This is a genomic window from Bacillus paramycoides (assembly GCF_038971285.1).
Lineage (GTDB): Bacteria > Bacillota > Bacilli > Bacillales > Bacillaceae_G > Bacillus_A.
Genome location: NZ_CP152427.1, coordinates 4,876,306 through 4,899,554 on the forward strand (window position 1 = coordinate 4,876,306; position 23,249 = coordinate 4,899,554).

The following is a 23,249-nucleotide window of genomic DNA, read 5'->3' on the forward strand; positions in this document are numbered from 1 at the left end:
CCCCTTGATTAAGCTCCGTACAACGCTTCACCGTATACATTTGTGCGGAGCAAAGTTTTCTAATGAGTTTTACAAATTTTATATAAAGCATGTTCTGCACCTTCCTTAATACTTAAAAGGGATTTTAGCACACGGTTTTAGGAAGCGTCAACATTACTTCCAAATCATTCAACTACTTGCTTTCAAAATATTGCTTCTGAAACATACACATTCTTATCGCATTATGATAGTTACCATCAACGAAAAACTCGTCTAGCAATTCACCTTCCACCATAAATCCAACCTTTTTATAAACATGTACCGCTTTTTCATTTTCCTTATCCACCACTAAATAAATCTTATGCATATTTAATACAGAAAAAGCGTAATCCATCGCTAAACGCGTCGCTTCCGCTGCATAACCATATCCTTGATAATTTGGATCAATAATAATTTGGAATTCTGTTCTACGGTGAATATAATCGATTTCTACTAACTCGACCAATCCAACCATCTCATTATCTTTCTCAACGATAAATCGGCGTTCACTTTGATCATGTATATGCTTATCATATAAATCCTGCAGCTCCACAAATGCCTCATATGGCTCTTCAAACCAATACGACATAATATGTGCATTATTATTCAGTTCATGTACGAACTTTAAATCTTCTCGCTCTAATGGACGTAACTTCAATTCCTGATTCATTTCTATAACCTCCAAGTAAAAGAAACCTCTTCACTTAATTTCTCAATTTTTTTCAATTTCAAACGCCCTAATTTCATTGTAAACTTTCAAGTAACTTGAAGGTCAAGATATAAAAAAGCAGTGCAAACTTATGTCTGCACTACTACTCTTTTCTCAAATCTCTCATATTTGATATGTATAAAGCGATAACTAAAACAAGAATCGATCCCGCATATAACAACGTCTCCATCGGTTCCTCATGAGACACAATAATTAATCGAATCAAAGCCGTAATTCCTATATAAATAAAATAGCGTAACGGGAAATGATAATTCGATTTAAAATACTTAATAATCAATGCGATGAACTCGAAGTATAAGAAATAGACGATGATACTCTCAACTAATTTATACGATGTATATTCCTTTGTTGAAAATATGTATTGAATAAATGTGATAGTCTCGTTAATTAAAAAGATAGATAAGACAATGGATAATATAATTAACGCTATATTTAATATCCACTGTAAAACGCTAGCTATGTAATGATCGATATTAAACTTCATTTCACACTCTCCTTCACGTAAATACTTATTTATTATAGCAAAATTATAATTGGAGGTGGGTTAAATCATATTTCCGGCCTTTGTTAGTGCCGGTGTGGGGGATGTTCATTGTTTGGAGGAGTCTTTTGACAGTCGCACTCGATTGAACGTTAAGAAATTTCTTCAACTGCATATTTGTACAAGTGTCACCAATAAGAAGTGCATAATCTTTTAAAGCAAATTCGTGCGCCACTTTAGAGATAGCTTTACAGTTCGAACAATACCAGCCTTTTTTCAATTTAAACATTGGTAGTACAGAACATACCTCACATTGTACACCGTGTAACAACTCTTCTTTTTTAATTTTAAATTGTTCAAGAATATTTTGCCGTAATGAAGCGTGGTTGGCTACTATTTGACGAATAAGAATATCTACATTTTTTATAGCTTTTTTCTTATATTTACTCTCAAACCATTTGATTTTATTAGGTAAATTTGCACTGTGGATAATTGTATTAAGGAGATTATCATCTGAAGCTTTAATAATAGTTCGGGGATTACTAATCACAACAAGTGATTCAATTGGAAAACGAGAAAATCCATTTAGACTTAACCATTTCCTAAGCTGTTCCTCTTGCCTTTTCACTTGTAAAATTGGGTCTGGAAATCCTTCTGAATTCCCCTCTGATATTCTAATAAGCTGATTAAACTTTGAATCAAATAATAATGTACCCGCTATATTTTTTATTTCGAGGAAAAGAAGAAAATAGGCGGAAATGATAATCGTATCAATTTGGAAATGGTAATTTTGGTCGAACAACCTTATATCGTGCAAAATACGATATTTCTCCTCCGACAGGAAACTTAGTGGATAATTAATAGCTTGTTCACCTTTATAACCAGCCTTATGCTTCGCTAAACTTTCTACAATCATATCTCGTTTCGGATGATGAACGGGTAATCTCCTAAATAACGCTTCTAATTGCCGTAAATAGATTGGCATTTGTCGCTCTTTTACAATCATTTTTAGCCCTCCCAGAATATATCAACGATTTTTCAAATATATCGACGATAACTCACAATATATCAACGATTTTTTCAATATATCGACGATTCGACAGAGAATATCGACTTACCGACAAAAGCTGACACAGCAAACACTCATAAACAGTATATCACCACACTGAAAATCGCACTGTAAGCATAATGGTACTTCTCCCCTTTTGATTACGACATTTTCAAAATGTGAGAATAACATTCACCGTATGTAAAAGAGCTTTTTTATAAATGCAACCTCATGGGCAATCACATAAAAAAAAGCTGCTGCCTATAAAATATAGACAGCAGCTTTTTTGCATACTCATTTTTTCGTTAATAGACAGCGATCGGCCCATAAGGACCATTAATAATCTCTATTTTTGTTTCAAAAATATGTGTCAAAAGTTCTGGGTCCATAACCTCTTCTACTGTTCCAAAAGCAGCAATTTGTCCATCTTTCATAGCACAAATTTTATCAGAGTATTTAGCTGCAAAATTTATGTCATGCATAACAGTCAAAATTGTTCTTCCAAACTCATTAGCCGCACGTCTTAAATGCTCCATCATTTGAACAGAACGCGCAACATCAAGATTGTTCAGAGGCTCGTCCAATAGCACATATTCAGTCTCTTGGCACAATACCATGGCTACATATGCCCTTTGTCTTTGACCACCAGAAAGCTCATCTAAATATCTATTCTCTAAATTAGTTAAATCTAAGAAATCGATATATTTAGAAATGATAACCTCATCTTCTTTCGTTAATCTTCCCTTCGAATACGGAAAGCGCCCAAATCCAACTAATTGTCTAACAGTAAGCCTCGTTACAAAATGATTCTCTTGTCGCAATATAGTCAAAACTTTTGCTAAGTCTTTTGATTTGGATTCAGAAACATCCATATTCGCTACTTGAATTTGACCTTCATCCATATCCAAAAGTCTTCCAATCATCAAAAGTGTCGTAGACTTTCCAGCACCATTTGGTCCAATTAAAGAAGTAAAGCCCGCTTTTGGTATTTCAATATCCAAAGGTCCTATTTTTACCTTATCAGTATAGAACTTTTTAACATTATCAATTTTTATCATAAAGCCCTCTTCCTTAAAACTATAGTTAAGAATATAATTCCACCAAATAATTCAATAATAACTGAAACTACACCTTGAGCATGGAATACATGATACATTAAAAAGTATGCACTCGTCATTATTAAAAATCCTATAGCAAATGCCATTGGGAAAATATATCTATGATCATAAGTTGACGCCGCCTGATAACTCAAAGTTGCTACTAAAAAGCCGTAGAACGTAAGTGGTCCAATTAGAGCTGTTGAGATAGACATTAAAATAGCTACTAACACAAGCGTATAAATTACACTAGGTTGATATTTAACCCCAAAAGAAGTAGCAACATCCTTTCCTAGTGACAAAACATTCAATTTCTTAGAATGAGTAAAAATTAATAACGCTACAATTATGATCATTGGAATTACAACAGGAAAATATGCAGGGTCTGCATGATTAACAGAACCAAATAATCTCGCTTGTAAAATATCAAATTCTGAAGGCGCAAGTAGTTTTCTCATGAAAGTTGACACAGAATTTAGCCCGGTACCAATAATAATTCCAACTAAAAGCATAAGTTGTAAATTCCCGTATTTACCGGAAAGTAACCATCCATAAAGTATCAAACTCATGAAGACCATCACAACAACTTGAAATAAAAATGATCCAATTCCATTAAAGTTTATTAATGCACTAGCGCCAAAGAAGAATATTGTACTCGTTTGAATTGCTGAATAAAGTGATTCGAAACCTAAAAGTGAAGGAGTAATAATCTTATTATTCGTAATAGATTGGAAAGCAACTGTCGATAAGCTATGGCAAACTGCAGCAATAATCATTGCAACGATAGCTACTATCCTCCTCTTAACAACTGGGATAAAAGAAGGTGAATCTATCGGAACTGGATTGTTGTAAACTAAAAGTCCATATGAAGAAAGGAGACCTAAACCAATCAATGCTATGAGTAAAATCCAATAACGTCTTGCTTCCTTCTTAGAACGAAAAGCACTAGCTGATCTACTTTCATTATGAAGGCTAGAATCGATTTCGACATTTTCTTTATTTTTATATTCTAATGTGATCATCGCAGCCTCCTTGGTTTTCTTTGTCTCAATAGAATAGTAATAAACACGACCGCTCCCACTGTTGCAAGTATTAAAGAAACAGGTAATTCAAACGGCTTTATAATTGTTCGAGAAATGATGTCACAGGCAGTGATTGCCCCCATTCCGATCACACATACCCAAGGTAAATTACTTCTAAGATCATCACCTCTAAACATGGAAACAATATTTGGCACAATTAATCCCAAGAAAGGTAAGTGTCCAATAACAGCTGCAACAATTCCAACTGCCACAGAGATAAGAGCAGTCCCAAAAAGAACAATTCTATTGTAATTAACGCCAAGGCTTGTTGCGACATCTTCTCCTAGTCCAGCTAAAGTCAATCTATTAGCATACATAAAAATAAGCAAAGTAATGATAACAATCAGCCATAAATATTCATATCTTCCCACCTGAATGTTAGCAAATGAACCTACGAACCAAGTTTCAATGCTTTGCGTCATTTGAAAAAGAAGTCCCATAAAAGTAGACACTGCAGAAATAACTGCCCCAAGCATCAATCCAATAATTGGGACAATTAAAGACGAACGAAGCTTAACTCTTCTTAAAAATAGAAAGAAAATCATAGTTCCTATAAAAGAAAAAATGATTGCACCAGTCATTCTTTGAACTAAAGTCGGGGCAGGAAATAATAAATACACAAAAAGCAGGCCTAAGCCTGACCATTCAATCGTCCCCGTTGTAGTAGGTTCAACAAAGCGATTCTGTGTAATTAATTGCATTACGAGTCCTGCCATCGCCATTGCAGCTCCAGTAAGCATTAATGCAACTGTTCTCGGAACACGAGTGATGAAAAACATCTCCATTCCGTCCTCTTGTCCACGTATATCATAAACTCCAGTAAACAGTGATATAATCCCTAAAATTATAACAACTATAACCGCTATTATAAAAGGTTTTGTCCATATTTTATTGTGATTATAAAACTGGGGTTGAGAAATATTCTCAACCCTAGAAATCATATTTTTTGACACTGTTTCGTACCCCTTTACACTACTTAGCTAAAGTTTTTGCAAGATTTCCAAATAACTCTACATACGTCTGAATTGATTCATTTGTGTAAGTATCTTCTGGTGCATAAACAACTTGTTTTTTAGAAACAGCAGTTGTGTTTTGAAGAGCTGGTGATTTAGAAATAACATCCTTAGCAGGTGTTGACTTAGCTGCATCAGATGTTGCAGCATCACGATCTAATACGAAAAGCCAATCAGGATTTGTTTGTGCAATAGCTTCAACAGAAACGTCATCACCTTTATGACCTGCAGTAGAATTCGAAACTTCTAATGCTGGAGTCCAACCGAAAATTTCATACATAGGTCCCCAAACGCGACCAGAATGTGGAGCAGCAAAGCCAATATTTCCACCAGTAACAATAACACTCATAACTTTATCTTTTCCGTTATAAGCAGATTTTGCTTTTTCAATAGATTTATCGAAATCAGCTATTAATTGTTTAGCTTCTTTATCTTTAGCAAAGATTTTGCCTAAAGTAGTTGTAGAATCTTTAAGTCCTTTTACTAAGTTTTCTCCAGGCTTAGTAGCCTTCTCAGAAACATCAAAATTAAGATTAATAACAGCTGCATTTGGTACTAATTTTTTGATTTCTTCGTAATGATCAGCAAATCTTTGACCAACGATTACAAGGTCAGGGTTTGCCGCTGCAATGATTTCAAGATTTGGTTCGCGGTGATTCCCGATATTTTTAACTGAATCATCTTTTTTATATGCTGAATCCGCAGGCATGATATCCTTTGGAGCAGCCGCTAGTTTAATTCCCCAATCAGCTAAAGTTTCAAACGTTCTATTATCTAAAGCAACTACATTTTTTGGATTTACAGGGACTTTAACAGTTCCATGAGCATCAGTGATTTCAACCGTTTTTGGCTTATCACTACTATCACCTTTATTAGCTTTCGAAGTTTCCTTACTTGAATCTGAGCAAGCTACTAACATTAAAGTGAAAATTGCTAGAATACTTACTAATTTTAAAAGCATAGTTTTTTTCATACGTATACTCCTTATAATGTAATTTAGTTCGAAAATGACAACATCGATAGATTAAATTAGATAATAACTTTTATGTACCCAAACTGCTATTGATAATCATTTTCATTTAAACATCCTGTTAATAAGTATAGTCATTAATTATGTGAAAATCTTGTGAATGGTGTGAATTCATAAAATCAAGCATAAAAAGTAATATGTGAAGTCTGGCGTGTTAATTGACCTTTATTTTTCAGAGAATATTGATTGTCTTTTCGAGTAGGCACTTTCGGTCTCAACTAATGCGCACCAGAGTCATCCTTCACATGTACTAACCGATAGATTGACACCTTATAATCCATGATGTCTACTGCAAAAAAATGCCCATTAATAGCTAATTATTTCATAATTCATTGCCTGATAGCGATTTTCTTTCAATATTTCACAGAAACTATTTTATTATCTTATTTGTATCATTCAATCATTGAATAACCTCGGCCATGTATCGTTTGAATATATCTGTCTTTTTTCTCGCACTTTAGCTTTTTTCTTACATACCCAATATATAAGTCTACTACATTCGGATTTACTACTACGTCATATCCCCAAACCTGGTTCAAAAGCATTTCACGGCTTAATATTGTATTTTTATTCTTAATTAAAAATACAAGTAAATCGTACTCTCGCTTCGTAAGCGAGAGATTTTTGCCACCTTTTTTCACAATATTGCTAGATGCATCAACAAAGAGATCTTTAAACTGAAAAAAGTTTGTCTCATTTTGCTGGTTATAGTCACTTCTTCTTAAAATAGCTTGAACTCTTGCCACTAATTCTTCCTTCACAAATGGTTTTCTAATATAATCATCTGCTCCTGCTTGTAACCCTGCTATGCAATCCTCGCTAGAAATATTGTTGGTCACAATAATGATTGGTGTCGTTTTAACAAGTCGTATTTGTCTACAAATTTCTGGTCCCGATATACTTAATGAATCCCAATCCAATATGATAATATCCCAATCTTGCTCATATGCTATATTTAAACCTTGGTTTTCATTGTGAAGTTTTAAAATGAAATGGCCCTCTTGCGTTAAACCGCTTACGATTTTCTTTGCTAAAGACCGTTCATTCTTAATTACTAACACCTGCCTCACCGATGGTTCACCTCTACTTCAATATAACTTAGTTAGATAAAAATTATTCAGAAAAAACATTTAGAATTTTTAAATAAAAATCCCCTAAAAAAAGCCATTATAACAGCTTATTAGGAGAACTCTATATAATCTTACAATATATATGGATGAAAACACAAAAGATATGAAGATTTAAATACATATTATGTAATCATTAAATGTAGATTGTATCTACCTGCTTATCATCAATATCTATTCATTCAGTTTCTGTTTCAAGGGGACTGTCCTCAACTTAAGCATTTTATAAAACTACAAAACAAAAAGAACCATAACCTAGCCAATCTGGCAAAGTTATGGTTCATATCATAACATGTGACTTTACCCATAAAATTGCCGCTAAAGGAAGCATATCTTTGCCGGAAATCACATGTTTTTGAGGAGATTTAGTTGATTGTTCGAGGAAAAAGGAAGCATATCTTTGCCGTGAATTAATTATTAACCCATAAGCTTGCCGTGAATGTTACAACAGGACAAATAAAAATACCTATTATCAGTATGAGGTATTTAATCTTACTATTTTATTCATTAGAACTTTTATACGACAAGTTCAGTAACTTTAACAATGGAATTTTAGTATACAGGCTTAATGATAAAAGTGCTTGTAGTGATATTCTTTGCTTTCTAAGCATAATTGCTTTTAGAGTCATAGGATGTATTCCCGCCGCTTTACAAAACTGGCGATGGTCACTTTGAAAAAGAACTGTTACATACTGTTCAATCATTAAAGAGATCTCTTCTATTGTCGGAGGAACAATGTATGGAGCTACTTGTAACAATTCTCCTATACTTTTATTAATCCATTCATCTCTTTGAGTTATCTCATATTGCTTTTCCGAAAAATCATATTCTCTTTGTCCTAACCAATTACCACATGCATAACAATGACCCCGAGACTGTCTAATAGCTACTTGTTCTCTCCTACATTTTGGATTAGGACACAAAGCTTCTAATTTTCTTTTATGCTTCAAACATACAGTGACACAATCAAAATACCAAATAAATGGTTCATATATTTCTTCATCAACCTTCTTCCATTCATCAAGACAGTGGGGACACCACTTCTTATGAAAATTATATAAATTCTGAGAATATACAACTTCCTTCCAAGTTAGCATCGTCATGTACTTAAAACCTTTTTGTAACGTTAACAGTTCTAAGGATTCAGCAATTATCGATGTACTTTTTGCCATACTATAATAAGAAGTCTGATTGATAAAACTTCCCTGTTGAGGTTCTTTAGAAAGTAAGTTACGCTTCTCTGGATGCAAAAAAATAATATGAGAAACAAGGGTTCTTAATTTAACATTATGCGCATCAGCAAGTCTTTTAAGATAACTATTTAAGCATTCAACCATTGGATTACCAATATTTATAGGTTTTATAGGATAGAAATAACTAACTGTTGGCTTTTTAGATATATCCATATTTTCAGCCTTCCATATAATCTTGTTTACCTACAGGATCTCTTTTGGGATTACGCATTCCTACCTTACGCCCTCTAGTCGCAACTGTTTTTTCCGCTTGCTTTTCCTCTCTCTCTTTTAATCCTATTTTATATAAGAAATTCATCCTATGTTGTTCATTTTCATCAAATAAAGCTTCACCTTGTTCAATTTCCCCATACAACATTTCTAAAGCCTGGATTGGCATAGCATATTTATGTAGCATTTCTTTTGTAATAGTGCTTTTTTGATTATGAAGAGCATCTCCAAGACAACGAGTTAACCAATCCTTTAATATACCCACACAACCCAATGTACGCTCATAAATAAAATCTGCATGCTGTAATAAATTCGGTTCTTCTTCTAGAGGCATGTTTTTTTGCAACATACGAATTACTGATAAAAATGTACGGTATTCATCTACATTGTTTGCTTTATATCTTGGAAAGTGTATACTAATTGTCCTACGACTAAGCTGAGCACTTAAATTAAAAAATTCTTTTAATTCATATGTACCAACTAATATGTGAGGTACTTTTGTTTGATTGGCTAAAGACTTAATAGTATCTAGTTGATTTTGTAAACTTTTAGAGCCTGATACTTTTAGCAAATGTTGTGCTTCATCCAATATACAAGCTACAGGTCTTCGAAACTTAAATGCGTTCTCAAGGGAGCTTCTTAACGCATACCAGGTAGATTTACTATGATAGTTAATTGTAGAATTTTGCACCTTATCCTTTTGGTTTTCTATAACAACCTTATGATTTATAAGTGGTTCCTGTAATGCCTCTAAAGTTCGATAATAATAATCTTTCCAAGTAAATTTTCCAGAATCGAATCCTACAACTTCAGTTCTTACTATAGGAATTCTCCCTCGATCCCTTACTAATTCTTCCTTCATTTGTTCAATGAAATACTCTTCTAACACGTGGGCTAAAGTTGTTTTTCCTACCCCACTTGGTCCAAGAACTAAAAAGATAAAGGTTCCTGCCGGATTAAGGATACAAGATATGAGTTGTTCTTTGACTTGTTTAATTATAGTATGTTCTACCACAAGACTTTCAAATTGCTTTAACTTCTTATCTTGTTCAACAAATAAAGGTCTATTCTCATTCTCTTTATATTTATTCATCTTAATCTCAGCCTCCCTTCTTATAGATATCAAACTCTTGAAATTCCATATTTTCCAATAAATCTTTAGCCTTTGATGAAATAGAAGAAGGACATTGTTCTTCAAATTCGTTCTGATCCCCTTCAGAAGACAATTGTCTTTTCATATTCTCTGCCATTAATTTCTCTTTTTCCTCAATATTATTAATAAATTCAGCAATTTTCTTAGCTGTGATGCTATATCCTTTGACATAATTTTGTTTTCTTTTCTTAATTTCCTCCATAGCTAATTTTAACTCTCGTTCCGTTTTCCCTTTTAATTCATGATAATATTCAGAGGTACACGTTATCCACTTTTTGTTTACATACGCGTAAGCAATTCCGATATTAAATGGATCATATCTCACAGGTACACTTTTCGCCTCAAGCATAGAATTATTTAAAGCAGGGCTCCAATAATTTATATAATTTACTTTAATACCTGTACGTAAATTCACTTTAGCTACCCCATTCCTTGTAGACGGCAAAGTAGTAACGATAAAGTTTTCATCATACGTGATGAAATCAAGTTTCCGCTCCCCTGTTCTATATATGCCTTCATTAAGTGCTTCATTAGGCGTAAGCCCTTCTAATGATGGATGTACATTGTTGCTGTATACCTCCACTAGCCATTTATCAAGCACATCTTCCAAATTTCCCAAAGTCCATATCGCGTGATTTACAGGATTTACAGCCTTGGTAACTTGTCGAACATTCTTCATAATTTGAGTATTTCCCCTTAGATTATGAAGAAAATTAGAATTCGAAGTACCAAACAATCTTTCAATTACACTTCCAAATCTAGCTTTTGCTGGTGGTCTTACTTTTTTGTTAATTTCGTACATAGCTGTAAATGTCTCAAAATAAATGCTGTGAAATTCTTTTCCTCCGTCCACTACAATAGATTGCGGAAGTCGATGATATTTACGCACACATTCTCTCAATGCTACCATCACTGATCTGTAACTAGGTGGCTCGAAGGTAATATAATGAGAAAGGACCATTCTAGAGTAAGCATCCACTAATAATGTTAACCATGGTTTTCCTAATACTTTCCCTGTCCTAGAACATACAACCTGAATATCTAACTGTGTATGATCTATATGTGTAATCTCAAAAGGCCTATCCCCGTGCTTTGGAACGCTTCTTTCTAAGTTCCAGTAAAACGGCTCATGCTTATAAGCAGACCGTTCTCCTTGTCTTTTCTTGACTTGTTCATACCGATTTCTATGCTTAATAGCCGTGCAAAATGTTTTAAAGCTTGGAACAGGAATATTTTTACTTTCACATAGAATGATTAGCTGTCCGTATACGATCGTTTTATTCTTCTGTTTAAGATTCTCATATTCCCTTTCAATTACTTCTTCTATTAGAGATATTGTTTCAGCTGGAAGCTTTTTCTCTCGATTACCCTTGCTTTGATTTTTAGTTAATAAACCTATATATCCATTTCCATATATCTGTTGAGCCTCTTTGTAATCTTTTACCCACTGTCTCAAAGTTCTTTCAGAAACTTCACTACTAGGTATTTTTTCACCATTTAATTTTCGCTTAACTACATTTATTTTTCTATTAGCCTTTGCCAACTCTTCTGGTCCCATTTCTAATATATTTTCTATAAAGGGCACATATTTTCTACTCTCCTCTTTTTCATTTTTGAGATCTATCCTACCGTTACTCAGCAACTCTATAAAATGTATTTTAGGTAGTTCTAACAATCCATTTTCATCCGAATAAAGCGAGATGGATTGAAAACCTACATTTACAATCCTCCAAACAATTCCGTCCCACATAACTGTCGCATTAACATCTATTGTTACAGCTGTTATTGGATGAATATTTTCAGTTTTTGTTGAATTAATACTTTCAAATGCCTTGCTATGCTGTTCACTCAAAAAAATTGGTACATCATTAGAATTGGCAATTATATATTTCACCAGATCCACATATATTTCATTCTTCACAATCAATGTATATACATCATCAGCATTTGTTGTTTTTAAAGAAGCGAGCAGTTCAGATAATTTCATTCCTAAATTCGAAGAAAGAATATTAATAATTTCTTTTTTCTTGTCCTCTGATACTGTATAGTGTCCATTCTTGAGATACGCCTCTAGAAATATAAGATTTCTATGCACCTTTATATCTATTTCAGCCGATGATCGAACAACAAAGTCCAAGCCTAATTGACTGGCTGCAATTTCTGCAGGTGGACATCTCCAATTCCCCTCTTCATCTTTAAAATATCTTATTGGATCTTTTTCTGAGAGCTTAACCAGTTGTTCTTCTGTTTTCCATTCCTCAATCTGTGCACCATCTTTTCTTAATACTAAAAAATCTGGGGTGTAATAAAAAGATATTCTCTTACCATTTTCACGAGAATAATCTAACTTTAAGGTAATAGGCTGATCATAATATTCGAGTACATCATCATCATATTCCATTAGGTACATAGCAACTAGTTCAACTGTATAACTCTCGTATTGAATAGACATCCCCATTTTCTTACTTGGGTATTTCCCAGATAAGTTTTTCTTTGAACTCCTAACACTACGAGAAGGCGGTGATGTCCGGATTTTTTGAAGTGTACTAACTGTCTCTTTGGTAAAATCTAATAAAATACACCAGCTTTGAAACTCCTGTTCACTGAACATAACTTACCTCCCGTCATTAGAAAATTCATTTTGCATTAATCTATTTAAATACTCCCTTAACTTCTTTTCTTTAAGTAATCCCGGCTTATGTGCAATTTCTTCTATCTTTCTTCTACTCGGATATACGCCATGCTTTCCTAGAATTTCAACACATTTATCAATTATTAAGCAATTATCTTCATAAGCCTGTATTGTTCGTCTTTTAATAAATTCTTTATTCTTTGCAGAAATAATCTTGCATAGGTCTGGAAAATGTTCATAAAGTGTTCTTTTGGGGTAGCCTATCAACTTAGCTAATTCAGTCATAGATATAATGCGTTCTGAATTGTTGGCATATTCCCCAAGTATCGACAACGCCCTATTGCGATCAAATCTAATTTCTCTTGTATCCTGATTCCTTAAAAGAGACTCTACATTCAAGATAATTAGATTTTTATTTATACTGATATCTTGGGTGTAGAAATAAACCGGTGAAATATCAAATAAGCTACATATTTCAAGTACCCTAGGAAGGGGTGGTAAAACTTTTCCTTTACACCAATCCCAAAGAGTCGTTTTTGCTAAGTTTAAGTTCTTCGCAAACCTTTGTAGATTCCCCCGTTCATAAGTTTCAACAAGGTAATTTAAATTTCTAATGATTTGTTGTCTATTTCCTAAAACTGATATCTTTTCTTTATATTCTATAAATTGTTCCGCCATTAAAGTTATTTTAGGATTATTATCCAGGTTATATAAATCTGGATCACTATCTTTTTCTATACCGAGCCATGTATTGCAATATACACAGTATCCGTTTTGACTTTTCCTGTGTAAAATAGGGAGATTTTTATTGCAAGAAGGACAATATATTTCTAATCTGCATTTATGCTTAAGGCATACCTTAACTACCTCAAGGTGCCACAATAATGGATTATAATAACTTTCTTCATTATTCATTTGTTCTTCATAACATGATGGACACCAAGATAAATGATTCTTTAGTAAATACCGCGATGGAATTACGTCCTTCAATCCCATTAATGTCAATTGATCTAAATGCTTTACTCCTGTTAGATCTTCTAAAACAGTTACCATGTCTACAGCATTTTTTTCAAAAGTATTAATTGTTCGGGCACCATCGTAAAATCTATTCCCTCCCCTTTTAACACTGTTGATAAAAAATTCTTTATCAAGTATTGGTGCAACGATATAAGAAAGTAACGAGGACGGATAAACTTTATGTACTTCTGATAACCTAATCAAGTAACTTGTTAAGCATTCAATATAAGGACTTCCTACTCCCATAGATTTAACTCCATATAATTGACTTCTTTTTGAATATGCATAATGCAATTTCAACACCGCACTTTGTAAAATATCCTATTACAAATATGGACATATATGTTCGTATATAAACTACTAATTCTTCCAAATAAAACATTTATGAATCCTTATTCTAAAAACTCGATGAATGATATAATTAAATATAATGAATGTACTAGCAGGAGGATTATAATGAGTACTCAACCTAAGGCAGATATAAATTTCCAAACAGATTTATTCGATGCAGCGAACCAATTACGCGGTCCGGTTTCACCGGCTGATTATAAGCATTATGTACTACCACTAATTTTCATGAGATATCTATCGTTACGTTATGACAAACGTAAAGCACAAATTGAAGCTATGACGGATAATCCGGACAGTGATTTTTATGCAGCCGGAGATAACTTAATACGTGAAACATTTCTTAGCATGGATGATTTATATAGATCCGACAATGTCTTTATAATTCCAGAAAAGGCTCATTGGGACTATATCCGTGCTAATGCAAATCAATCTAACATTAAAGAAATAATTGACAACGCTATGAAGTTGATTGAGGAAACAAACACAGAATTACAAGGAACCTTACCTCGAATCTTCCAACGTGCAACTTCTTTACCAATAGAGAATGTCGCTCAACTTATTACTATTTTTTCACGTGATGCTTTTAGTGCCTCCAACGAAAATAGTGTTGATATATTAGGCCGAGTGTATGAATACTTTATCGGAAACTTTGCATCTACAGAAGGACAACGTGGTGGAGAGTTCTTTACACCGTCCTCTATTGTAAACTTATTAGTTGCTATGCTTGAGCCAACAGAGGGAAAGGTCTTTGATCCAGCATGCGGTTCAGGTGGGATGTTTATTCAATCTGATGACTATTCTCAACATAATCGTAACTTGTCTTTTTATGGACAAGAAATCAAAGAAAACAACGTACGATTAGGCAAAATGAACGTATTGTTACATGGTATCAATGCTGATATTCGTTTAGGTGATTCTTTACTAAATGATCAATTCCCTGATTTAAAAGCAGACTATGTTATTGCAAATCCACCTTTTAATATGAAAGATTGGGGTGCAGACCGTATTCCTAATGATGACCCACGTTTCAATGTATTGGGATTAGAAGGAGTAAAAATAACGGATAGTAATGCTAACTATGCTTGGATGCAGCATTTCTTGCATCACTTAAGTGATGTTGGTACAGCGGGATATGTTATCGCGAATGGTGCTATGACAACAAATATTAATGGTGAAAAAGAAGTACGACAAGCGTTAATCGAACAAGGCTATATCGACTGTATCGTTCAATTACCTGAAAAATTATTCTTTACAACAGGTATACCTTGTTGTCTATTCTTTTTAAGTAAAAACAGGGATGGAAATCATAGCTATCGAGAACGCAAAAAAGAAATTTTATTTATTGATGCTCGGGAGTTAGGAGAATTAGTATCACGTCGCCAAAAAGTATTAACGGAAAAAGAAGTTAATGAAATAGCCAATGTATATCACCAATATCGTAATATAGATGGAAAATATGACGACAAAGTAGGATTTTGTAAAGTAGCCTCATTAGAAGAGGTACGAAAGCAAGACTATAAATTAACTTCTGGTATTTATGTAGGCACGGAAACAGAAATAGATGATGGTATACCATTTGAAGAAAAAATGGGTGAATTAATTACAACATTACGTAACCAGTTTGAAGAAAGTGATCAACTTCAAAAGCAAATTTTAAAGAAGTTGGAGGGAATGTTATGAGCGATTGGATAACTTGCACCTTAGGTGATGCCATTACTCTAAAACGTGGCTACGACTTACCTACTGGCAAAAGAAGCAATGGTCCCTTCCCCATATATGCTTCAAATGGTTTAGTAGGTAATCACAATGAATGTAAGGTAAAAGGCCCTGGAGTAGTAACTGGACGAAGTGGTACTTTAGGAAAATCTTTTTATATTAAAGAGGATTTTTGGCCTTTAAATACCACTTTATATGTCCAAGATTTTAAGGGAAACAATCCAAAATTTGTGGCATATTTACTTGAGAATTTTAACTTTCACAAATTCAATTTTGGTAGCGGTGTCCCTACCTTAAATAGGAATCATGTGCACCCTCTTCCCATTAAATTACCTTCTATTAAAATACAAAACCAAATTGCAGATTTAATCGGGTCTATTGAAGATAAAATAGAGATAAATTTTGATATCAATCACACTCTCGAACAGATGGCACAAACATTATATAAACATTTGGCTATTGATTTTGGATTATCTCAAGATGAAGAATTTGAAGAAAGTGAGTTAGGATTAATTCCAAAAGGATGGAAAGTAGGGAAGTTAAAAGATTTCGCTAAGGTAGTTGGAAAAAATGTTAATGTAGCTAAACTTGAAAGTATTGTTCCTTATATTGGATTAGAGCATATGCCAAAAAGAAGTATTGCGCTATTAGATTGGGAAACCTCAGAAAAAGTAACTAGCTCAAAAACATTTTTTTCTAAAGGGGATATCTTATTTGGTAAATTACGCCCTTATTTCAAAAAGGTAGGAATTGCACCCATTAATGGTATTTGTTCTACAGATATATTAGTTGTTAACGCTAAAGAAGAGGTGTTTTATGGTTTTTTAGTCTGTATTCTTAGTCAAGATGTGTTTATTGATTATTGCAGCAATTCTTCTTCTGGCACGAGAATGCCAAGAACAAATTGGAGACAAATGGGTGAATTTAAGGTAGCAATTCCTCCTAAAGAAGTATTATTAAAATTCAATGATATGCTATTAAATTTAACAAACCAAATAATGCTAAATATTTATCAAAATCGAACTTTGACAGAAACACGTAACTATCTTTTACCCCGACTACTCTCGGGAGAGATTAAAGTAACAAAAGCCGCACAAATAACGAAAGAGGTGTTAATAAATGGCTAGTCGGTTGTATGAATCAGATTTTGAACAAACAACCATCGAGAGACTACAACAAGAAGGTTACACATACTTACCAGCGCACCAATGGATGACACGCAATAATTTACATGAAGTAATAATAAAGGAACGTTTATCAACGTTCCTTTATGATAAATATAAAATGATTCCATCTAATGAGATTCCACGCTTAGTCTCATTATTAACCACAATAGATGGATTGGATGTAGAAAAAAGAAATGAACGTTTTCATGAACTCCTAGTTAAAGGATATACTTTTTCTTATGAAGAAAACGGAAAAACAAAATATACAGATGTTAATTTAATAGATTGGGGTACCCCAAAAAATAATGATTTCATTGTTATGAACCAGCTAGCAATTGAGGGCCGTTTTTCTCGCAGGCCTGATATTATCATTTATATTAATGGTATTCCATTAGTTGTTTTTGAATTAAAGAGCCCTTACCGTGAAGACCCATCTGTTCGAGGTGCCCATTTACAATTACAACATTATGTAAAAGATATTCCACAACTATTTGACTACAACGCTTTTGTTGTCCTATCAGATGGAGTACAAACAATGCATGGGATGCCCTTTGCTTCATTTGAATATTTTTCCGAATGGAAGTCAAAAGATGGACGTACAATTGAAAATAATCCTATATTATCTATGAAAACATTAATTGAAGGATTATTTTCAAAGGAACGTTTATTGGAGTACATTCAACGATTTATCTTCTTTAAAGCACAAGGACAGGCTAGTGTTAAAATCGGGGCAAAGTACCATCAATATTTTGGAGCAACGATTGCATACGAGGAAGCGTTACGGGCTTCTGGTCCAAATGGAAATAAAAAGATTGGAACGGTATTCCATAGTACCGGTTCAGGTAAATCTTTTACTATGCTATTTTTAGCAAATTTACTACGCCGTTCAAAAGGTTTAAAAAACCCAACAATTGTTTTGCAGGTAGATCGCACAGATTTAGATGAACAATTATATAAAACATTTGTTAGTGCGGAAAGTTTTATAGGCAAGGTATTTCAAGCAAGTTCAGCAGATGATTTACGTGATTTATTACAAAATGAAGGTGGACAAATTGTATTATCTACAATTGAAAAATTCCGCTTAAAAGATAATGAAAATGAACACCCTATATTATCTGATCGTTCCAATATTATTGTTATTGCCGATGAAGCACACCGCACTCAATATGGTGTAAAAGGATTTGCGGGGAACTTAAGACAAGCTTTACCAAATGCTTCTCATGTTGCCTTTTCAGGTACACCAATTTCTATGATTGGAAGAGATACTACAGAACAATTCGGGCCTATAATTCATACATATGACATGGTTCAATCGGTAAACGATGGTGCAACTGTTAAATTAACATATGACTCTCGCTTAATTCCATTAGATTTAACTAATCTAAATATTGATGAAGAATTAGCTGACATCGTTGCTTATGGTTCAAATGATGATGCATTAGAAAAGTACAAGCGTCAATATGCAGCATTAAAAAAGGTCGTTGGAACACCAAAACGATTAGAGCAATTAGCAAAAGAAATTGTAAACCACTTTAATACGGCTAGCATTGAGCAACCTTTTGCAAAAGGCTTAATAGTAACGATGAGTCGGCATATTTGCGTAGCTTTGTATGACCAACTAAAGAAAATACCTAATTGCCCACAAATGGAAATTGTTATGACAGGAGGAAGAACAGACGATCCAATAGAATGGAAAGACGTACAACAAGGTAGCCAATACTCACATATAAAAAATGAAGAAGAAAAGAAAGTTATCAAAGAAAGATTAGCAGATCCAAAAGATCCATTAAAACTATGCTTAGTTGTAGATATGTTCTTAACAGGTTCAGATTTTCCACCAATGACATTTCTATATGTCGACAAACCTATGAAAGGTCATAACTTAATTCAAGCAATCGCACGTGTTAACCGGGTGTTTCCAGAAAAAGAAGGCGGTCAAATTATTGATTTCATCGGTATTGTAGACCAATTAAAACAGGCAACAAAACAATATACAAATAGTATCGAACCACCAAAAGAAGCACTTTTTGATATGGAAGAAGCATTAGAGATATTTTGGGGGAATTTAGAGATTATACGACAATATGTACCAGTACATTTACGTCCGAAAGATTGGCGCAAATTGAATAAAATTGAGCAAGAAGATTTATTTGCAACACTACTAGGAAAGTTTTTAGGTATGGATATAGAAAAAGATTTCTTAGAGGCTCAATTAAAATTATCTAAATCCTATAAACTTGTTTCTAACGAAATGATTGTAAGACCTGTAGTAGATGAAATATTGCTTTATGAAATTGTAAAAACCCAAATACGCAAAATTAGTATGAAGGATTTTCAAGCAGAAGAACAATTAAAACAAAAATTAAACAAATTAATAGATGATAGTCTCGTAACCCGCCAAACAATTGATATATTTGCCGTTGCAGGTATAGAAAAGCCAGATGTATCTATTCTAGATGAAGCATTTATATTAGACGTAAAAGATAAAAAACATGAAGATTTACGTTTAAAATTATTGAAACAACTATTAGAAGACCAAGTAAAATTAACGTTTTCTAAAAACAAGGCAAAATCTCAAAAAATGAGTGAGCTATTAGAGAAAACATTAAATGAATATCATAACCGCATTATTAATGCAGCAGACGTAGTACGTATTATGACAGAAATGCGTAATGAAATGATGACTGAGGAACAAAAACGTAAAGATTTAGGGCTAACCGAAGAAGAAGCTTCCTTCTATGAGATTATCGCTAACATGGGGGAACATTCCTTTGAAAATAAGTTTATTGCCGATTTAGTTCACAAAGTAATTAAAGAAATGAAGAGAGAATTTCGTCCTGGCTGGACAGAGGTTCATCGTACCGATGTTTTAGCAAAAGTACGTATTGCCGTTACAAAAGTTCTTATTAAAGAAAAAGTTTCTGGTCAACAACTACAATTTATTATGAACGCGATTGTTGATGAAGCAAAGGAGAAATATAGAGATTGGCCAATTAATGCTTGACACCAAAAAAGATGGTTTCTTCTAATGAAGAAACCATCCTCTTATTTACTCCTTATATTTAAGGAATTCTTTAATGCCTATTCATCAAATTCATCAATATCCTCATCTTCATCATTCTCCATAAGAGGAATATCTACAAGGCCTCTCGATTCTTGTTCAATCCTTATCAATTCAGCATCAACTCTTTGTCTAATCATTGATCCCAAACGTTTTACAAAGTCAATTTTTAATTGTGGTGACCATGCTTGATTGTCAATATTATTATTATAGCACTCAACTACCGAAGGTAAAATCTTGAGAAAAACATATATAGCGAGTGCATTTTGTTTTTCAATACCTGTCAATGCTCTAAAATAATTACCAACATATGAGTTTGGCCATAACGTAAGGGTACCAGTTAATCTCATTTCTACCAATACCGTTTCATCCATATATTGGATTTGTGGTCTTAGTGCTTTTAATTTATCGTTCTGAAATAAAAAAGCTAATGTGCCTAAAATGGTTGATATTCTTGTTCCATCACCTTTTACAGCGTTTACATTATCTCTCGTAGTCCCCATATAGCTTTCTAATGCAGTAACAAAAATATCCTGTTCTTCCGATAGAGACTCATCGGGAACATCTATATAATGCTTAAATAACCAATATAGTACATCCTCAGTTAATCCATCATTAAATGGCTCAATAAGTCCAAATGTTACTGAAGGAAATAACTTTTTCATTACCTTTTTCCCGTTTGTAGCGCCACAAAAAACTATAGCAAATAATCGATTCCTATTTTCAAAAACCAATATATCTGAAGAAAATTTACTTACGCGTTCTTCTCTCGGTTTTAATTGCCCATGATTATCATAGGGCCCTACTCGTTTTTGCGTTTCTATAGATCCTGTAAAATATAAATAATTTACAAGTTCATCATCAAATTCTAAAGTTGTTACATCTGCAATAGGAAAATCTGGTACATCAATTATACTACAGTACAATTGATCCTCTACACACCCTATTTGAGGATATTCAATATTTCGATTTTCTTGTAAAAGTCGCTGAAATTCTTCTAAGCTATCAAACTGATGTAAATGTAAAATACAAAATTTGTTCAAAATGTCCCTCTCCCTCTTTAATCATCATTTCTTGCTTCTACCAAATGCTGTGATTCGTTAAAATCCAGAAATAAAATAATTAAAATATAAGTTAAACATTTGCTAAACTTGCTTTTCGATTCAACAACAAACTTGCTTATAATATAATCTTCCTTCTTATCAACGACATTAGGACCAACTTTTACAATTACAGAGAATTTCCCTGTTTTCATATGTTCCTGTAGAGCATGTCCTAAATCAATTTCTAACTTATCTTCATTTCGTTTCTTCTCTATTGTGTTTCTTTTAAAATCGCTTTCATTTTCGATATTATAGTCTACCCAATGAGGAAAATATAGAACTAACTTCATTCTCCCACATTTTTGAATAACTTTCTTTAACCACATGAATTTAAAATTTGCATTACACGTTAAATCAATATTGACTCGCTTACGAGGATTATTTACTTCTAAGACAGAATTATCTTTTCTAGTTTTTAAGCTTTTCATTTCAATTTCTAGTTTCCCTGGATGTTTAAAGATTTTAATAAATAAATTCACTAATAACGCAATAAGGGCAGTATTGATAGTAAAACCTATACCTGGTTTAGCACTAATCGCCTCTTGAAGAGCAGGAATAAAATTTGATATGAATGTAGCTACATCAACCTTTAATATATACATTATAAAAATTGCTAAGACAGGGCTTAATAGTATAATCCATTCCGCCAGGATATTTCGCAAATTTATTAATGACCTAAGCATGAACTATCCCCTTAATAATTGATAAAACCAATTTTTTTACCTCAGCTGAAACATAATCGCTGTTTACTGTAACAACTCCATTGCTATATAGCTCTACCTTTTTATACAGTCGAGAATCACTGAATTTTGTTAAGATCGATAATTTTTCTATATCAATACATTCATCATAAATCAACCAGTCTAGCTCATTAAACAACCGATTTTTAAATTCACCTTTTTTTTCTGTCATAGATGAATTTATCAATTCAATATAATCATGTACAAATTCTATACTTTCTTCAGGAATTTGCGAAACAAACTTCAAGTCACTAATGGAAGAGTTTGTATTAACAGCATAATTTATTAAATTAAAAAAATGCCTTGACGTTAAAATTACCTGCCGGATGTTCTCTACCTTTTTGGCTTTCTTTAATAATTCAATATAACTATTCGTAGCATAATCGTATGTAATAGCTATGTAATTCTCATCAAGAAGAATTAAATCATTACCCACAAATATATTTTGAACCTTTTTTAAATCTTCTTCACTAAAATTAAAAAGTTCAAAAATCTTAAATTGCAGCATTTGATACACTCCCTCCATACGATTAATAATAACAAAAACTTCCTTTATTAATTATAATATTGTCCACTCAGAAAAACAATGTCACTAAAATATTTATTACCTAATATTATCACCTTACAACACAATTATTATAATAAGAGAAGCATAAGTTTGCCGTAAACAAAAAGAACCATAAGCTTGCCGTTCCGGCAAACTTATGGTTCATATCACAACACAAAATAAAAAACCACCAAATATGTATTGGTGGAGACGGTGGGAGTCGAACCCACGTCCAAAAATATCGGCACTTAAGCTTCTACGAGTGTAGTCGATATATTAGCATTTCGCGAACTCTTCGGCCTATCGACAGGCTTCCGAGTTGCTAGTCTGGTTGTTCTCTTCCTTTGTCCTCAGACGGCGAACTCCGGCGTAGTCCACTTAGTTTGAGTCCCTTACCCTACCACATGGACGATGGAGGGAGGAACCTTTAGTGCAATTAAGCAGCTAAAGAAAGATTGTTTTGTTTGCCAATTATAGGCTTTGACGTTTTAACGAGGCCGATCCCCTCGACTCGCAACCTAAGCTCGAACTATCCCTGTCGAATCCGTAACGTCCCCATGATAAAAATGGAGCATACGAAGAAAATTTCGTGATAGCTACTAAGAGCTGTTTTTCAATGTGCAACAACCTTACATAAGTTATTATAACATACGCGCGCCGTTTTACAAATGTAA

Annotated in this window: 18 protein-coding genes and 1 other RNA gene; 3 read left to right on the forward strand and 16 right to left on the reverse strand. The window is 33.4% G+C overall.

The window, feature by feature from the left end; translation table 11 throughout:
• Positions 1-172: 172 nt before the first annotated feature.
• From speG to AAG068_RS25540, 12 genes are all read right to left on the reverse strand, one after another.
• On the reverse strand, positions 173-688 hold the full coding sequence (speG, locus tag AAG068_RS25485; protein ID WP_001071087.1) for a spermidine N1-acetyltransferase: 516 nt from the start codon (positions 686-688) through the stop codon (positions 173-175).
• Positions 689-830: 142 nt separating this feature from the next.
• The gene (gene psiE, locus AAG068_RS25490) at positions 831-1,232 is read right to left on the reverse strand and encodes a phosphate-starvation-inducible protein PsiE (protein WP_000671178.1); all 402 of its coding nucleotides are present in this window, start codon (positions 1,230-1,232) and stop codon (positions 831-833) included.
• A gap of 43 nt (positions 1,233-1,275) precedes the next feature.
• Entirely contained in the window at positions 1,276-2,235 is a 960-nt protein-coding gene (locus tag AAG068_RS25495) for a nuclease-related domain-containing protein (RefSeq protein ID WP_342716274.1), read from the reverse strand.
• A gap of 347 nt (positions 2,236-2,582) precedes the next feature.
• Positions 2,583-3,335: an ABC transporter ATP-binding protein gene (locus AAG068_RS25500; protein ID WP_342716275.1), complete on the reverse strand. Its 753-nt coding sequence runs from the start codon at positions 3,333-3,335 to the stop codon at positions 2,583-2,585.
• The gene (locus tag AAG068_RS25505; protein ID WP_342716276.1) at positions 3,332-4,396 is read right to left on the reverse strand and encodes an iron chelate uptake ABC transporter family permease subunit; all 1,065 of its coding nucleotides are present in this window, start codon (positions 4,394-4,396) and stop codon (positions 3,332-3,334) included. The genes AAG068_RS25500 and AAG068_RS25505 overlap by 4 nt, the downstream gene beginning before the upstream one ends.
• Positions 4,393-5,409 (reverse strand): ABC transporter permease, encoded by a 1,017-nt coding sequence (locus AAG068_RS25510; protein WP_042514534.1) that lies wholly within the window; start codon positions 5,407-5,409, stop codon positions 4,393-4,395. The genes AAG068_RS25505 and AAG068_RS25510 overlap by 4 nt, the downstream gene beginning before the upstream one ends.
• A gap of 19 nt (positions 5,410-5,428) precedes the next feature.
• Entirely contained in the window at positions 5,429-6,442 is a 1,014-nt protein-coding gene (locus tag AAG068_RS25515) for a siderophore ABC transporter substrate-binding protein (protein WP_342716278.1), read from the reverse strand.
• Positions 6,443-6,891: 449 nt separating this feature from the next.
• Positions 6,892-7,569, reverse strand: coding sequence for a response regulator transcription factor (locus AAG068_RS25520; RefSeq protein ID WP_342716279.1), 678 nt, complete (start codon positions 7,567-7,569; stop codon positions 6,892-6,894).
• Between the two features lie 557 nt (positions 7,570-8,126).
• Complete coding sequence (locus tag AAG068_RS25525) at positions 8,127-9,032, reverse strand: TniQ family protein (RefSeq protein ID WP_342716280.1); 906 nt, start codon at positions 9,030-9,032, stop codon at positions 8,127-8,129.
• A 4-nt stretch (positions 9,033-9,036) separates the two neighbouring features.
• Positions 9,037-10,182, reverse strand: coding sequence for an AAA family ATPase (locus AAG068_RS25530; RefSeq protein WP_342716281.1), 1,146 nt, complete (start codon positions 10,180-10,182; stop codon positions 9,037-9,039).
• Between the two features lie 7 nt (positions 10,183-10,189).
• A complete protein-coding gene (locus tag AAG068_RS25535) occupies positions 10,190-12,853 on the reverse strand; it encodes a TnsA endonuclease N-terminal domain-containing protein (RefSeq protein WP_342716283.1) in 2,664 nt (887 codons plus the stop codon).
• Between the two features lie 3 nt (positions 12,854-12,856).
• Positions 12,857-14,137 (reverse strand): TniQ family protein, encoded by a 1,281-nt coding sequence (locus AAG068_RS25540; RefSeq protein WP_342716285.1) that lies wholly within the window; start codon positions 14,135-14,137, stop codon positions 12,857-12,859.
• A 210-nt stretch (positions 14,138-14,347) separates the two neighbouring features.
• Here AAG068_RS25540 and AAG068_RS25545 point away from each other — a divergent pair, with 210 nt between their 5' ends.
• The 3 genes from AAG068_RS25545 to AAG068_RS25555 are packed head-to-tail and all read left to right on the forward strand — an operon-like array spanning position 14,348 to position 20,128.
• Positions 14,348-15,922, forward strand: coding sequence for a type I restriction-modification system subunit M (locus AAG068_RS25545; RefSeq protein ID WP_342716286.1), 1,575 nt, complete (start codon positions 14,348-14,350; stop codon positions 15,920-15,922).
• A complete protein-coding gene (locus AAG068_RS25550; RefSeq protein ID WP_342716287.1) occupies positions 15,919-17,085 on the forward strand; it encodes a restriction endonuclease subunit S in 1,167 nt (388 codons plus the stop codon). The genes AAG068_RS25545 and AAG068_RS25550 overlap by 4 nt, the downstream gene beginning before the upstream one ends.
• A complete protein-coding gene (locus tag AAG068_RS25555) occupies positions 17,078-20,128 on the forward strand; it encodes a type I restriction endonuclease subunit R (RefSeq protein WP_342716288.1) in 3,051 nt (1,016 codons plus the stop codon). The genes AAG068_RS25550 and AAG068_RS25555 overlap by 8 nt, the downstream gene beginning before the upstream one ends.
• Positions 20,129-20,205: 77 nt before the next feature.
• Here the strand turns inward: AAG068_RS25555 and AAG068_RS25560 are convergent, their stop codons facing one another.
• From AAG068_RS25560 to ssrA, 4 genes are all read right to left on the reverse strand, one after another.
• Entirely contained in the window at positions 20,206-21,228 is a 1,023-nt protein-coding gene (locus AAG068_RS25560) for a hypothetical protein (RefSeq protein WP_342716289.1), read from the reverse strand.
• 17 nt (positions 21,229-21,245) lie between these two features.
• The gene (locus tag AAG068_RS25565) at positions 21,246-21,971 is read right to left on the reverse strand and encodes a hypothetical protein (RefSeq protein WP_342716290.1); all 726 of its coding nucleotides are present in this window, start codon (positions 21,969-21,971) and stop codon (positions 21,246-21,248) included.
• A complete protein-coding gene (locus AAG068_RS25570) occupies positions 21,964-22,536 on the reverse strand; it encodes a hypothetical protein (RefSeq protein ID WP_342716291.1) in 573 nt (190 codons plus the stop codon). The genes AAG068_RS25565 and AAG068_RS25570 overlap by 8 nt, the downstream gene beginning before the upstream one ends.
• Positions 22,537-22,777: 241 nt before the next feature.
• Positions 22,778-23,132: a transfer-messenger RNA gene (gene ssrA / locus AAG068_RS25575) on the reverse strand.
• Positions 23,133-23,249 lie beyond the last annotated feature (117 nt).

Coding starts and splice junctions, on each gene's coding strand:
- speG (WP_001071087.1), bottom strand. CDS start 688: ATGAATCAGGAATTGAAGTTACGTCCATTAGAGCGAGAAGATTTAAAG.
- psiE (WP_000671178.1), bottom strand. CDS start 1,232: ATGAAGTTTAATATCGATCATTACATAGCTAGCGTTTTACAGTGGATA.
- AAG068_RS25495 (WP_342716274.1), bottom strand. CDS start 2,235: ATGATTGTAAAAGAGCGACAAATGCCAATCTATTTACGGCAATTAGAA.
- AAG068_RS25500 (WP_342716275.1), bottom strand. CDS start 3,335: ATGATAAAAATTGATAATGTTAAAAAGTTCTATACTGATAAGGTAAAA.
- AAG068_RS25505 (WP_342716276.1), bottom strand. CDS start 4,396: ATGATCACATTAGAATATAAAAATAAAGAAAATGTCGAAATCGATTCT.
- AAG068_RS25515 (WP_342716278.1), bottom strand. CDS start 6,442: ATGAAAAAAACTATGCTTTTAAAATTAGTAAGTATTCTAGCAATTTTC.
- AAG068_RS25525 (WP_342716280.1), bottom strand. CDS start 9,032: ATGGATATATCTAAAAAGCCAACAGTTAGTTATTTCTATCCTATAAAA.
- AAG068_RS25530 (WP_342716281.1), bottom strand. CDS start 10,182: ATGAATAAATATAAAGAGAATGAGAATAGACCTTTATTTGTTGAACAA.
- AAG068_RS25535 (WP_342716283.1), bottom strand. CDS start 12,853: ATGTTCAGTGAACAGGAGTTTCAAAGCTGGTGTATTTTATTAGATTTT.
- AAG068_RS25540 (WP_342716285.1), bottom strand. CDS start 14,137: ATGGGAGTAGGAAGTCCTTATATTGAATGCTTAACAAGTTACTTGATT.
- AAG068_RS25545 (WP_342716286.1), top strand. CDS start 14,348: ATGAGTACTCAACCTAAGGCAGATATAAATTTCCAAACAGATTTATTC.
- AAG068_RS25550 (WP_342716287.1), top strand. CDS start 15,919: ATGAGCGATTGGATAACTTGCACCTTAGGTGATGCCATTACTCTAAAA.
- AAG068_RS25555 (WP_342716288.1), top strand. CDS start 17,078: ATGGCTAGTCGGTTGTATGAATCAGATTTTGAACAAACAACCATCGAG.
- AAG068_RS25565 (WP_342716290.1), bottom strand. CDS start 21,971: ATGCTTAGGTCATTAATAAATTTGCGAAATATCCTGGCGGAATGGATT.
- AAG068_RS25570 (WP_342716291.1), bottom strand. CDS start 22,536: ATGCTGCAATTTAAGATTTTTGAACTTTTTAATTTTAGTGAAGAAGAT.